General features: G+C 63.2%; 10 protein-coding genes. 7 read left to right on the top strand and 3 right to left on the bottom strand.

Annotated elements, in window-relative coordinates; genetic code table 11:
• The first annotated feature begins 197 nt into the window (after positions 1-197).
• From GGI60_RS02900 to GGI60_RS02885, 4 genes are all read left to right on the top strand, one after another.
• A complete protein-coding gene (locus tag GGI60_RS02900; protein WP_183912753.1) occupies positions 198-1409 on the top strand; it encodes an efflux RND transporter periplasmic adaptor subunit in 1212 nt (403 codons plus the stop codon).
• Entirely contained in the window at positions 1406-4561 is a 3156-nt protein-coding gene (locus tag GGI60_RS02895; protein WP_183912755.1) for an efflux RND transporter permease subunit, read from the top strand. The genes GGI60_RS02900 and GGI60_RS02895 overlap by 4 nt, the downstream gene beginning before the upstream one ends.
• 271 nt (positions 4562-4832) lie before the next feature.
• Entirely contained in the window at positions 4833-5831 is a 999-nt protein-coding gene (locus tag GGI60_RS02890) for a flagellin (RefSeq protein ID WP_183912757.1), read from the top strand.
• Between the two features lie 250 nt (positions 5832-6081).
• Positions 6082-6747 (top strand): OmpA family protein, encoded by a 666-nt coding sequence (locus GGI60_RS02885; RefSeq protein ID WP_004673336.1) that lies wholly within the window; start codon positions 6082-6084, stop codon positions 6745-6747.
• A 117-nt stretch (positions 6748-6864) separates the two neighbouring features.
• Here GGI60_RS02885 and GGI60_RS02880 read toward each other — a convergent pair whose 3' ends face one another.
• Entirely contained in the window at positions 6865-7272 is a 408-nt protein-coding gene (locus GGI60_RS02880; protein ID WP_183912759.1) for a DUF2000 family protein, read from the bottom strand.
• A 44-nt stretch (positions 7273-7316) separates the two neighbouring features.
• On the opposite strand from GGI60_RS02880, the gene GGI60_RS02875 reads away from it, so the two are divergent.
• A complete protein-coding gene (locus tag GGI60_RS02875; protein ID WP_183912761.1) occupies positions 7317-8186 on the top strand; it encodes an AraC family transcriptional regulator in 870 nt (289 codons plus the stop codon).
• A 26-nt stretch (positions 8187-8212) separates the two neighbouring features.
• Here the strand turns inward: GGI60_RS02875 and GGI60_RS02870 are convergent, their stop codons facing one another.
• Complete coding sequence (locus tag GGI60_RS02870; RefSeq protein WP_183912763.1) at positions 8213-9307, bottom strand: AbrB family transcriptional regulator; 1095 nt, start codon at positions 9305-9307, stop codon at positions 8213-8215.
• Between the two features lie 227 nt (positions 9308-9534).
• On the bottom strand, positions 9535-10437 hold the full coding sequence (locus tag GGI60_RS02865) for a LysR family transcriptional regulator (RefSeq protein ID WP_183912765.1): 903 nt from the start codon (positions 10435-10437) through the stop codon (positions 9535-9537).
• A gap of 92 nt (positions 10438-10529) precedes the next feature.
• Between GGI60_RS02865 and GGI60_RS02860 the strand changes: the two genes are divergently transcribed.
• Together GGI60_RS02860 and GGI60_RS02855 are read left to right on the top strand one after the other, a co-directional pair.
• Positions 10530-11564 carry an aldo/keto reductase gene (locus GGI60_RS02860; RefSeq protein WP_183912767.1) on the top strand — a complete coding sequence of 345 codons (1035 nt, stop codon included), beginning with the start codon at positions 10530-10532 and terminating at the stop codon, positions 11562-11564.
• A gap of 251 nt (positions 11565-11815) precedes the next feature.
• Positions 11816-13228, top strand: a complete 1413-nt coding sequence (locus GGI60_RS02855; protein WP_183912769.1) for an FAD-binding oxidoreductase — start codon at positions 11816-11818, stop codon at positions 13226-13228.
• Positions 13229-13250: the final 22 nt, after the last annotated feature.

Raw genomic sequence — 13250 nt, 5'->3', positions numbered from 1 at the left:
AAAGTGAGAGCTCGGGTTATTTCCATTCTTTGCTGATATTACAAATCGGTAATGCCGGGTGCTTATGCTTGCCGTTAAGCTGTAAACGCGCGATATTGTCGCATCAACAGGGGTTCTTGATCCCTGGGGGGACTTCGATCCCGCAGCGCCTCTTTCGACCGACCCTGGTCCAACCTCGAGTCCCTCCGGAGACGTGAATGGCCTTTTGGAAGCAGTTCATACTTTCGCTCATCGTCATCATTGCCGGCTTTGCCGCATGGGTTTTCTTTGTGCCTGGTGCCGGCGATATGATGCGCGATGCAGGCATTCCAGAGAACCTCGTTTCCAAGATCGCGCCCAAAACTCCTGAGACGGCCAATGCCGATGCTTCCGCCCGTGCAGAGGTGCAACTGAGCGGGCAAGGTCAAGGGCAGGGACAGAACCGCCGTAGTGGCGGCGGGCGCAATAACGCGATTCTCGTCGCGACCGAGGCTGTCGTCCAGGGCGTCGTCAACGATCGGCTGAACGCCATCGGCACGGGTGACGCGATCCGTTCGGTCGCGGTGACGCCGCAGGCATCCGGGACTATTCGCGAGATTCTCATCAAGTCGGGCGACATGGTGAAGGCCGGCCAGGTGATCGCCAAGCTCGACAGCGAGGAGCAGGTGATCGCCCGCGGCCAGGCGGATGTGGCGGTTAGGGCCGCCGTGGAAAAATCCAATCTCTATCACAACATCAAGTCCAGCGTGTCGCGCATGGACGTCTTCGATTCCGAGATCGCCGAACAGGGTGCCCGCCTGCAGCTCCAGGCTGCCGAGCTCAACCTCGCCCGGCGCAATATCATCGCGCCGATCGACGGCATCGTCGGCATCGTGCCGGTCAATATCGGCGACAACGTCACGACGACGACGCCGATCGTCACCCTCGACGACCGTTCGGAGATCCTCGTCGATTTCTGGGTGCCGGAGCGCTTCTCCAATACGGTTGCGGTCGGCCAGCCGGTCGAGGCGATGTCGGTCGCAAAGCCGGGGCAGGTGTTCTCGGGGGTGATCGAGGCCGTCGACAACCGCGTCGATGCGGCGAGCCGCACGCTGCGCCTGCGCGCCCGGATCGACAACTCGTCGGACGAGCTGCGCGCCGGCATGTCCTTCAGCGTCAGCATGAAATTCCCCGGCGACAAATATCCGGCGGTCGATCCGCAGTCCGTGCAGTGGGATTCGCAAGGCTCCTTCGTCTGGCAAGTGGCCGATGACAAGTCACATAAGGTGCGGGTCAGCATCGTGCAGCGCAATCCCGACTTCATTCTCGTCAAGGCCGACCTCAAGGATGGCGACAAGATCGTGACGCAGGGTCTGCAGCGGGTACGTGAGGGCGGGGCGGTGCGTGTTTCCGCCGATGTCGCCGCGAACGGGGAGGTCGCGACCCAATGAGCGTGACTGAGATTGATCAGGGCGGATCGTCGGGCAAGCAGAGCTTCACCGCGCTTTTCGTTCGCCGGCCGATTCTGGCGCTGGTGTTCAACACGCTGATGGTCGTCGCCGGCCTTGCGGCCTATGTCGGCGTCGAGGTCCGCGAGCTGCCGGATGTCGATCGTCCCGTCGTCACCGTGCGCACCACTTTCGACGGCGCATCGCCGCAGACGATCGACCAGGAACTGACCAAGGTGATCGAGGGCGCGGTCGCCCGCGTCAGCGGCCTGAAATCGATCTCGTCGACCTCTTCCTTCGGCCAGAGCCGGGTGACGCTCGAATTTTCCGATGCGATCGATCTCGCAGTCGCCGCCAACGACGTGCGCGACGCGATCGGCCGCATCACCCAGAACCTTCCCGACGAGGCGGACGCGCCACAGATTGTCAAGGCGGATTCGGACTCCTCGGCGATCATGCGCCTAGCCGTCACCTCCACCAAGCTCAACATGGACGACCTGACGCAGCTCGTCGAGAACGAGGTGATCGATCGATTGGCCTCCGTCGACGGCGTGGCCGATGTCGAGGAATATGGCGATCAGGAGAAGGTTTTCCGTGTCGATGTCGACCAAGGCGCGCTGGCAAGCCGCGGACTGACGATCGGCGATCTGACGAAGGCACTCGACAATGCCGCGCTCGATGTGCCGGCCGGCTCGCTGAAGAGCACGACGCAGGATATCGTCGTGCGCGCCACCGCCAACCTGCAGACGCCGGCCGATTTTTCAAACGTGATGCTGCAGGACCGCGTCCGGCTGGGCGACGTCGCAACGGTGACGCTTGGGCCCCGCGACGGGGATACTACGCTGCGTTCCAACGGCAAGCCCGGCATTGGCCTCGGCATCATCCGCCAGGCGCAGTCGAACACGCTCAACATCTCGACCGGCATCAAGGCCGCCGTCGAGCAATTGTCGAAGACGCTGCCCGAGGGAACGACGATCGCAATCACCAGCGACGACGCTGTCTTCATCCAGGGCGCGATCCATGAGGTGGTGCTGGCATTGGTGCTTGCCGCCGTCATCGTCACCGCCGTCATCTATCTCTTCCTGCGCGATTGGCGGGCGACGCTGATCCCGGCGGTCAGCATGCCGGTGGCGCTGATCGGGACGCTGGCGGCGATCTACATGGTCGGCTTCTCGATCAACATTCTGACGCTGCTCGCCATCGTGCTGGCAACCGGCCTCGTCGTCGACGACGCGATCGTAGTGCTCGAAAACATCGTGCGCCGGCGGGCCGAGGGCATGGGGCCGCGGGCGGCGGCCGTGCTCGGCACGCGCGAGGTGTTCTTCGCCGTCGTCGCCACGACCGCGACGCTGGCGGCGGTGTTCATTCCGCTCTCCTTCCTGCCGGGTCAGGTCGGCGGCCTGTTCCGCGAATTCGGCTTCGTGCTCGCCTTTTCGGTCGGGCTGTCGTCGATCGTGGCGCTGACGCTGTGTCCGATGCTCGCTTCGCGCATGCTGACGAGGCCGATGATTGAGGATCACGGTGCGCTCGGCCGCTTCGGCGGGGCGCTCGCCCGTCTCTATAAATGGGCGCTGCATGGCTGTCTGAACGCGCCCGTGGTCATCATGCTGTTCTCGGTGATCTTTGCCGGTGCAGCGGTCATTGCCTTTTCCACGGTCAAGAGCGAGCTGACGCCGGAAGAGGACCGGTCGATGGTGATGATGCGGCTGACGACGCCGCAGGGATCGAGCCTCGAATATACCCGCGACAAGATGCAGCTCGTCGAGGAATATCTGCAGCCGCTGGTCGACGGCGGCGACATCCGCAACGTCTTCTCGATCTCCGGCCAGGGCGGCTCGCTGAACAGCGGTTTCATGGTGCTGACACTTGCGCCCTGGGGTGAACGCCACCGGACTCAGGCCGAGATCGTCGCCGACATCAACCAGGCGGCGGCGAAGGTGCCGGCGCTGCGCGGCAACGCGATCTCCTCCAATAGCCTGCGTATCCGCGGCGCCGGCAGCGGCGTGCAGATGGCGCTGGTCGGCAATGATCATGCGGCGCTGACGGCGGCTGCCGCCAAGCTGGTGCAGGCGCTCGAAGCCACCGGCCAATATGATACGCCGCGCCTGACCAACGAACCGAGCCAGGCGCAGGTGTCGGTGGCGATCGACCGCGAGCGTGCCTCGGATCTCGGCATCGACATCACCGGGCTTTCGACGGCGATCCAGTCGCTGCTCGAAGGACGCTCGGTGGTCGACGTTTTCGTCGACGGCGAATCCTATCCTGTGCTTCTGACCTCGACGACGCGGCCGATCGACGATCCGACCGACCTCGAAAACGTGTTCCTGAAGACCGGCGACGGCAAGATCGTGCCAATGTCAGTCATCGCCACGATGAAGGAGGGCTCGGTCGCGCCACAGCTCAACCGCGAGCAGCAGCTCGCCTCCGTGGCGATCACCGCTGGGCTGAAGAGAAACATGTCGCTCGGCGATGCCGTCAAGCAGGTGACCGAACTGGCCGAGCCGCTGCTGCCGCCGGGCGCGCGCCTGCTGCCGCTTGCCGAAGCTGCGACGCTGGAAGAGAACTCGAACGGCATGGCGCTGACCTTCGGCTTCGCCATCGTCATCATCTTCCTGGTACTGGCGGCGCAGTTCGAAAGCGTGCTGTCGTCGCTGATCATCATGTCGACGGTGCCGCTCGGCCTTGCCTGCGCCGTCTTCGCGCTGGTTATCACCGGCTCCAGCCTCAACATCTACAGCCAGATCGGCCTGGTGCTCCTCGTCGGCGTCATGGCGAAGAACGGCATTCTGATCGTCGAATTCGCCAATCAGCTGCGCGACCGGGGCGAGGATGTGCGCGCGTCGATCGAGAAAGCCTGCGCGCTACGCCTGCGCCCCGTCATGATGACGATGATCGCCACCATTCTTGGCGGTGTGCCGCTGGTCTTTGCCCATGGCGCCGGTGCGGAAGCGCGCGTGGCGCTCGGCTGGGTGATCGTCGGCGGCCTCGGCTTCGCGACGCTGGTGACGCTGTTCATCACTCCGGTGGCCTATCTGCTGCTCGCTCGCTTTGCCAAGCCGCACGCCCATGAAGAAGCGCGCCTGCACGAGGAGATGGCGATCGCCACCCGGCCTCGCGCCGCACCAGATGAAGAGCAACTGCAAGCCGCAGAATGAGGCTTGCATCAGACTGAGTCCCCCCGCCGGGTTCCCATTCAAGGGGGTTTCTTGTGGTATATCAAGCCTTGCCAAATAAGATAAATTTCGCCTGAAGATTAGCCGTTTGTTAAGCATAAGCGGCAATGATCGTGACCAGGAACCAACTGGTCTTCTCCGTTTCTCGAAGGCCGCAACGCGCTGGATTCAGCGACCCCGGACATGAGTGTCCGCGCGGACGGTTCATTCCTGGTTCAGTTGCGTTCTGTTGTGTTTTTGGAGTTTAGTTCCCGTGAGTATTTATCAGCGCGTCTCCGTCGACGCGGCGCTCCATGTGCTGCGCGATATCAACCGCAATATGACCGTCACGCAGAACCACATCACGACGGGCATGCGTGTCGCAAAAGCGGCCGACAATGCGGTTAACTGGTCGATCGCCACCACAGCACGGACCGACAACAAGGCGATTTCGGCTGTCCAGGATGCGCTCGGCATGGCGGCGGCGACGATGGGCACCGCCTATACCGGCGTCCAGAACGTCGTCGACCTCGTGTCAGAAATCAAGGCGAAGCTGGTCGCTGCGACCGAGGACGGGGTCGACAAGACGAAGATCAACGAAGAACTCACGCAACTGCAGGAGCAACTGCGTAGCGTTTCCGAATCGGCGACCTTCAACAGCGACAACTGGGTCGTCCTCAACAACGACGCCACGCCGACGCAACCGCGGCAAATTCCGGCCTCCTTTATCCGCAATGCCGACGGCACGATTTCAGTCGGCATGCTGAGCTACCATATCGACAATACGCCGGTTGGAGCCACGAGCTCCAAGGATGCGCGCTATCTCATCGATGACCGGGCGACCGGCTCCGGCGAATACGGCGTACTGACCTCGGCTCATTTCGCCAGCGAGCTCGGGACCTCGCAGAATTATGTGCTGATGACCAGCAAGAACGGCACCACTGCCGGGCAGGTCGTCATTTCGCTATCAGCGGCGACGACGCAGGGGCAGATCGGCGAGATGATAAGTGTCGTCGATGCGGCGCTGACGCAGCTGACGACGGTGGGCTCGGCCTTCGGCGCGCTGGAAAAACGCATCGAGCTGCAAAACGACTTCGCCGCCAAACTGCACGACAACATCACCGCTGGCATCGGCCGGCTGGTCGATGCCGACATGGAGGAGGAGGCCAGCAAGCTCAAGGCATTACAGACGCAGCAGCAGCTCGGCTTGCAGTCGCTGAACATCGCCAACGCGACCTACGATACGGTGCGGCAGCTGTTCCAGAATTTCTAAGAGGTGAGATCACCCAGCCACCCGCCCTCGCGGTTCGAGACGCTCCGGGCTTCCTTACCATGAGGGCTGATCGTCGCGACTGCTGCCCGTCAGCCTGATCGAGTTGCTAAAACTGGTGATATTCGCGCATTCAAGCAACATGGCTGCTATTTCGGCGCCTGAAATTCCCCTATCAAGGGAACCTCTTCATTTTCTTGCCGTAATCCTTGCCTTTTGCTCGCATCAGCTTTGAACGGAGACCGTCCTGTCCATGATCAAGAAATTCATACTTCTGGCTGTCGCAGCAAGCTATCTCAGCGCCTGCACGACGACCGATCCCTATACCGGTGAACAGAAGGTTTCCAATACGGCGGGCGGCGCGGCGCTCGGTGCGCTTGGCGGCGCTCTCGTTGGTGTCGCTGTCGGCGGCGGCGGGCACGGCAAGCGCAATGCGGCGCTCATCGGCGCCGGCATCGGCGCTCTCGCCGGCGGTGCGATCGGCAATTATATGGACCAGCAGGAAGCAGAGCTTCGTGCCCAGCTCGAAGGTACCGGCATTTCGGTGACCCGCAACGGCGACAACATCATTCTCAACATGCCGTCGAACATCACCTTCGACGTCGACCAGGATGCGGTAAAGCCGGGCTTCTATCCGACGCTGAATTCGGTTGCGATCGTGCTGCGCAAGTTCAACCGCACGCTGATCGACGTCAACGGCCATACGGATTCGACCGGCAGCCTGCAGCACAATCAGGATCTGTCGCAGCGCCGTGCGCTTTCGGTTGCCGATTATCTCGGCGGCCAGGGCATCGACCAGCGCCGCGTATCCGCCGTCGGCTTTGGCCCCTCGCAGCCGGTCGCCTCCAATGCAAGCGAGGCGGGCCGCGCCCAGAACCGCCGCGTCGAAATCCAGATCGCGCCGATCACCCAGGGCTGAGCCTGTTTCGACAGAGTATACGAAAGGCCGGGTCGCTCCCGGCCTTTTTCTGTTAAAGCGTCAAGGTGTTTACGTCATTGCGTTGTTCGTATCTTGTCCAGGCCCGCTGACATGTGTTCAATGTTGCATCGTCGCGCCCTTGGTGACCTTATCAACGATCTTCTTTTCGGCGCGCAGCGCGATGCCGACGACCTTGGCATCGTCGGGCGCATATTCGGCGAAGACGGCGCGATTGGCGGCGTCGTGACCGGTCGCGAACATCTCCTCGATAAAGAGCGAGGCGGTGACATCCCGTTCCAGCGCGCGGCGGTGGATTGTCGACATCGTCGCCTCGTCGGCGGAAAGCACGATGATCGGCTGGATCGACAAGGGGTTGTAGATGTTGCCGGCACGGTCGCGGTAGGGCTCGCCGATGATCTCGGGATGCCCGCCGGCAACGCCGGTTATCAGGAAGGCGGTGACATTCAGCTTCTGCCAGGCGGCAAGATTGTTTCGCAGGACGACGGCGATTTTGGTATCAAACATCAGACAGTCTTTCACCTCTGCATGGAATAGGAGTATCGAGGGCATTGAGCCAGGATCTACATCCGCAGGTCTTCGAAGGTCTTGAACGTTTGTGCACCGGGCCATCCGGCAACGGCATTCTGACGGCGCCGGCCTTTCCCGGCATCGAGCGCATCGGCGCGCAATTCTCCGGCAATGCCTTCGAGCCGCACCGCCACGACACCTATGCACTCGGCGTCACCGTGAAAGGCGTGCAGACCTTTCGTTATCGCGGAGAGCGGCGGTTCAGCCTGCCGGGACAGGTGATCGTGCTGCACCCCGACGAGGAACACGACGGCGGGGCGGGAACTGAGGACGGGCTGCAATACCGTATGCTTTATCTGGAGCCGGCGCTGCTGCTCGAATGCCTGGAGGCGGAAGGCCTTGGCCTGCCGTTCGTCGATGAACCGGTCATCAGCGATCCGGCGCTGGCAGGCGTGCTGCTTGCCGCGCTCGGCGAACTCGACCGCGAACTGGACGAGCTCTTCGTCGATGATTTCGTGTCGCGGGTGACGGGCGGCTTGTCGCGGCACGCGCGCTTGCCGCGCCGACCGCTCGGAGCGATCGCCTGGCGGCAGACACGGGCGGCGCGCGATTATCTTGAAGCGCATGCCACGCGGCCGGTTCATTCCGGCGAACTGGAAGCGGTCACCGGGCTCGATCGTTTTGCGCTGTCGCGGCACTTCCGGGCGGCATTCGCCACGAGCCCGCATCGCTACCTCCTGATGCGCCGGCTGCAGCAGGCCCGCGCCATGATCGGCGCGGGTGAGGGCATTTCGGATACGGCGGCGGCGACCGGCTTTGCCGACCAGAGCCATCTCAACCGCCACTTCAAGAAGGCCTACGGCATAACGCCCGGGCAGTGGGCGGCGCTGGCGCGCAATCCCGGCAGCTAGGCACAGGTTTATGTGTTGAGGCCACTTCAAACGGGACCTTCCGCAAGACCGGAGCGGCGGGCGATGAAACGGGCGAGCATCGGGCCGATGAGCAGAATGACAAGGAAACGGCCGGTTTGCATCGCCATCACGAAGGGCACGTCGACATCGCTGGAGGCGGCGATGATGGCGACGGAATCGGCGCCGCCGGGGCTGGTGGCGAGATAGGCGGTCAGCGGGTCGATACCGGCGAAGACATGAAGGGCGGCTGCCATGCAGCCGCAAAGCGCCATCAGCAGCACGATGCAAGCCGACACTCGCGGCAGGGCGCGCGCCACATGCGAGAGGATCGAGCGGGTGAAGCGCAGGCCGATGCTCCAGCCGACGAGCGCATAGGCGATGGCGAGCAGCCACATTGGCAGCTCGATCCTCAAGAGGCCGACGCCTTGCAGGAAGGCGCCGAGAAAGAGCGGCACGATGATCATCCCGCCCTGGATGCGCAGGCGCCGCACGCTGTAGGCACAGAGGGCGGCGAAGGCCATCGTCGCTGCAAGGGCAGGCCAGTCGACTTCGGGAAAGAGGATGAGCGGCGGCGGCTCGGCGCCGTCGGCTGCCACCCACAGGCGTGAAATCACCGAGGCGCCAACGGCGACGAAGACGACACGCAGATACTGCATGAAGGCGACGAGCCGGGCATCGGCGCCATAGGCTTCCGACATGATGACCATCGCCGAGGCGCCGCCCGGCGAGGAGCCCCAGACAGCGGTCGTTCCGGGCAGGACCTGCCAGCGCGTCAGGAGCCAACCGAGGCCGGTGGCGATGGCGATGACGGAGAAGATGAACAGCAGGAAGAGCGGCGCATCCTTGACCATGGTGCCGAGAATGTCAGGGGTGATGGTGCGGGCCATCATCAGGCCGACGAGGACCTGACCGAGTTGCAGCGGCCAGAGCGGCACGCGGAGCCTTCCCTTGCCGACGGTCAGCGCCAGCGCGATGGCGGCCACCATCGGTCCGATCAGCAGCGAGGCGGGCAAGGCAAAGAGTTCGAGGAAGACGGTGAAGGCGGTCGAGAGCGAGAGCAGCAGCGCCCATTTGGGCAGGCCGGCATCACGCAGGAGGCGGCGTGCGTGGCTGATCGGCATGATTCCCCATGTCTTTCCTGGCCGGTGCCAAGCCCGGAGGCTGAAGGTCGAAGAAGCTCCGGCACGACGAAGAGAGGCCGGCTGCAAGGCCGGTCGGCGGCTTCGGTATAGGCGGGGACCGTGAGCGCGGTCAATTGCGAAATCGGGCTTGTCGGCCATCTCAGGTGCGAGTTTGATTCAAGTGGCCGGCTTAAGTCGCTGTTTTCATAAGGACGTTGTTCGATGCCTCAGAGCCGCACATGGCCGGCGAGAAAATCGAGCAAGGCGCGGACGCGCGCCGGCAGTGGTCCGCCCTGGCCGATATAGACGGCGTAGAACTCCTCCAGATCACCGGGATTCGCCTCTTCGAGCACCGGCACCAGGCGACCGGCCTCGATATCGGCGCGCACGGTGAAGGCGGCCAGTCGGGCAAGGCCGGCGCCCGACAGAGCGAGATGCCGCATGGCTTCGCCGTCTGCGACCTGAATGCCCGGAGTGATCGGGATCGTCACCGTCTCGCCGCTTTCCCGCATCGGCCAGCCCTCGATGGCGCGGGCATAGGAAAAGCCGATGCGGCAATGGTGACGGAGATCGGCGACCGTGCGCGGTTCGCCATGACGGCCGAGGTAATCAGGTGAGGCGACGATGATCTTGCCGGTGGCGCCGAGTTTGCGGGCGATCAGGCTGGAACTCTTCAACGGCCCGGCGCGGATCGCGACGTCGGCGCGCTCCTCCATCAGGTCGATCACCTTGTCGGTGTGGGCAATATCCAGCGTCACAGAGGGATGAAGCGCCATGAAGGCAGGCACGAGCGGCGCCAGCACATGATTGCCGAAGGAGCCGCTGGTGTTGATGCGGATGCGGCCTGCCGCGTCCTCGCCGGATGAGGCCTGGCGTTCGGCCTCGGCGATATCGGCAAGGATGGCGATGCTGCGCTCGTAGAAGGCGCAGCCCTCCGGTGTCAGTTGGAGTCTGCGGGTGGAGCGGTTGACGAGGCGAACGCCGAGACGCGCCTCCAACCGGGCGACGAGCTTGCTGACGGCGGACGGCGTCATGCACCGCACCGTGGCGGCCGCGGAGAAGCCGCCGCGCTCGACGACGCTGACGAAGACTTCCATCTCGCCGGAGCGGTTAATATCCTGGCGGCCCATGATGAATTCAAATCAAAAATACTTTGCTGAAGGTCAATCTATATCACCACACGGCCCGGGTCTATCTGTGGAGAAACACAGGAGACAGAGCCATGGAATCTAGAAATCTCGGCGCATCCGGCCTGAGGGTGCCGGTCTTGAGTTTTGGCGCCGGCACTTTCGGTGGCAGTGGGCCGCTGTTTGGCGCATGGGGCAATACCGATGCGGGGGAGGCGCGACGGCTCGTCGACATCTGTCTCGAAGCCGGCGTCAATCTTTTCGACACGGCGGACGTTTATTCGGCCGGCGCCTCCGAGGAAGTGCTCGGCCAGGCGATCCGCGGCCGGCGCGATGCCGTGCTGATCTCGACGAAGATGGCGTTGCCGACGGGCGAGGGACCGCAGGACTGGGGAACGTCGCGGGCGCGGCTGATCCGCGCGACCGAGCAGGCGCTGCGCCGGCTTGGGACCGACTATATCGACCTTCTGCAGCTTCACGCTTTCGACGCCTCAACACCGGTCGAGGAGGTGCTGTCGACACTCGACGGGCTCATCACCTCCGGCAAGATCCGCTATATCGGCGTTTCCAATTTTGCCGGCTGGGAACTGATGAAGTCGCTCGCGACCGCCGAGCGCCACGGCCATCCGCGTTATGTCGCCCATCAGGTCTATTATTCGCTGGCGGGACGGGATTACGAATGGGAGCTGATGCCGCTCGGAGCCGACCAGGGTGTTGGCGCTCTCGTCTGGAGCCCGCTCGCCTGGGGACGGCTGACCGGCAAGGTCCGCCGCGGTGAACCGCTGCCCGCGGCAAGCCGCCTGCACGAGACGGCGCAATACGGCCCGCCCGTCGACGACGAGAAGCTCTACGACATCGTCGAGGTGCTGGACGCCGTCGCAACGGAGACGGGCAAGACGGTGCCGCAGATCGCCATCAACTGGCTGCTCGGCCGGCCGACGGTGTCGAGCGTCATCATCGGCGCCCGCAACGAAGAGCAACTCAGGCAGAACCTCGGTGCCGTCGGCTGGAGCCTGTCCAAGGATCAGATCGAAAGGCTCGACGCAGTCAGCGCCGCGACGGCGCCCTATCCCTATTTCCCGTATCGACGGCAGGAGGGCTTCGCCCGGCTCAATCCGCCGATCGTCTGAGGTGTCGGACAAAGCGGACCGTCCTATGACAAAAGGGGAATGAAATCTTCTCCCATTCTTAGCTGGACAGCCGCTTTGACTTGCCCCATACCCAGCCTGCTGCATATCTCCTTAGATCGGAATCGATGTAAGATGAAATTATGCAGCAATTTTAAAGTTCTACAGCGTCCTTGTGCGTCCGAGCGGGCGGGAAGCGCTGGAGTCTGCGGGATGCGATCTCGTCTACGCGGCATGGCAGGGAGATCAAAGGGATGGCGCTGAAGGACGCAAAGGCCGGCACACGCAACGAGGCGGGCATTGCCGCTGTGCTCGACATTCTCAGGCAAAGCTTCGGCGAGCGCTTCCAGACTGGCCAATCCCTCCGTGAGCAGCATGCCCATACGACCACCTATATCCCGTCGCAGCTGCCGGACGGCGTGCTCTTTGCCGAGAGCGCCGAAGATGTGAAGATGGCGGTCAAGGTCTGTGCGGCCCACAAGGTGCCGGTGATCGGCTTCGGTACCGGCTCCTCGCTGGAGGGACAGGTCAATGCTGCCAATGGCGGTATTTCGATCGATTTCAGCCGCATGAACCGCGTGCTCGATGTCAATCCCGAGGATCTCGACTGCACGGTCGAGCCCGGGATCACCCGCGAGGCCCTGAATATCCACCTGCGTGATACCGGCCTGTTCTTCCCGATCGATCCCGGTGCCAATGCTTCGATCGGCGGCATGGCGTCGACACGGGCGTCGGGCACCAATGCCGTACGTTACGGGACGATGAAGGACAATGTGCTCGCCGTCACGGCGGTCACCGCCACCGGCGAGGAAATCCGTACTGCCCGGCGTGCCCGCAAGTCCTCGGCCGGCTACGACCTGACGCGGCTTTTCGTCGGCGCCGAAGGCACGCTCGGTATCCTGACCTCGGTGACGCTGCGCCTGCAAGCGATCCCGCAGAAAATAGCCGGCGGTGTCTGCGCCTTTCCAAGTATCAAGGCGGCCTGCGACGCCGTTATCATGACGATCCAGATGGGCATTCCGGTGGCGCGCATCGAGTTGCTCGATGCGGTGCAGATGCGGGCGTGCAATGCCTATTCCGGACTTTCCTATGCCGAAAGCCCGACGCTGTTCCTCGAATTCCACGGCACCGACGAAACCGTGCCGCTGCAATCGGCAGCCTTTGGAGAGATCGCCACCGAATGCGGTGGCGGCGAATTCCTCTGGACCGCCAATGCCGAGGAGCGGACCAAACTCTGGAAGGCGCGCCACGATGCCTATTGGTCGGCCAGGGCGCTGGCTCCAGGGCTTGCCGCACTTTCGACGGATGTTTGTGTTCCGATATCGCGGCTTGCCGATTGCGTTTCCGAAACGCAGGCGGATATCGAGGAACACGGGCTGCTCGGCCCGATCGTCGGTCATGCCGGCGACGGGAACTTCCATGTGCTGCTGCTGTTCGACGACAAAAGCGCCGGAGACATAGCCAGGGCCGAGGGCTTTGTTGAGCGGCTCAACCGCCGGGCACTCGACATGGACGGGACATGCACCGGCGAACATGGAATCGGGCAGGGAAAGATGGCCTTTCTGGAGCAGGAGCTGGGAGGGACGGTGGATCTGATGCGACAGGTGAAGCAGGCGCTCGATCCGGACGGCATCTTCAATCCCGGCAAGATTTTCCATCACGGCTGAAAACGGAATATTCCCATGAACT

This window comes from Rhizobium lentis, from assembly GCF_014200175.1.
Taxonomy (GTDB): Bacteria; Pseudomonadota; Alphaproteobacteria; order Rhizobiales; family Rhizobiaceae; genus Rhizobium; species Rhizobium mulingense.
The sequence above is the reverse complement of the archived record's forward strand: the minus strand, read 5'-3'. Positions and strand labels throughout refer to the sequence as shown.

Excerpts from the sequence above, each read along its gene's own strand:
- GGI60_RS02870 (WP_183912763.1), bottom strand. The coding sequence starts at position 9,307 with ATGCCGATCAGCCACGCACGCCGCCTCCTGCGTGATGCCGGCCTGCCC.
- GGI60_RS02855 (WP_183912769.1), top strand. The coding sequence starts at position 11,816 with ATGGCGCTGAAGGACGCAAAGGCCGGCACACGCAACGAGGCGGGCATT.
- GGI60_RS02865 (WP_183912765.1), bottom strand. The coding sequence starts at position 10,437 with ATGGGCCGCCAGGATATTAACCGCTCCGGCGAGATGGAAGTCTTCGTC.
- GGI60_RS02895 (WP_183912755.1), top strand. The coding sequence starts at position 1,406 with ATGAGCGTGACTGAGATTGATCAGGGCGGATCGTCGGGCAAGCAGAGC.
- GGI60_RS02880 (WP_183912759.1), bottom strand. The coding sequence starts at position 7,272 with ATGTTTGATACCAAAATCGCCGTCGTCCTGCGAAACAATCTTGCCGCC.
- GGI60_RS02900 (WP_183912753.1), top strand. The coding sequence starts at position 198 with ATGGCCTTTTGGAAGCAGTTCATACTTTCGCTCATCGTCATCATTGCC.
- GGI60_RS02860 (WP_183912767.1), top strand. The coding sequence starts at position 10,530 with ATGGAATCTAGAAATCTCGGCGCATCCGGCCTGAGGGTGCCGGTCTTG.
- GGI60_RS02885 (WP_004673336.1), top strand. The coding sequence starts at position 6,082 with ATGATCAAGAAATTCATACTTCTGGCTGTCGCAGCAAGCTATCTCAGC.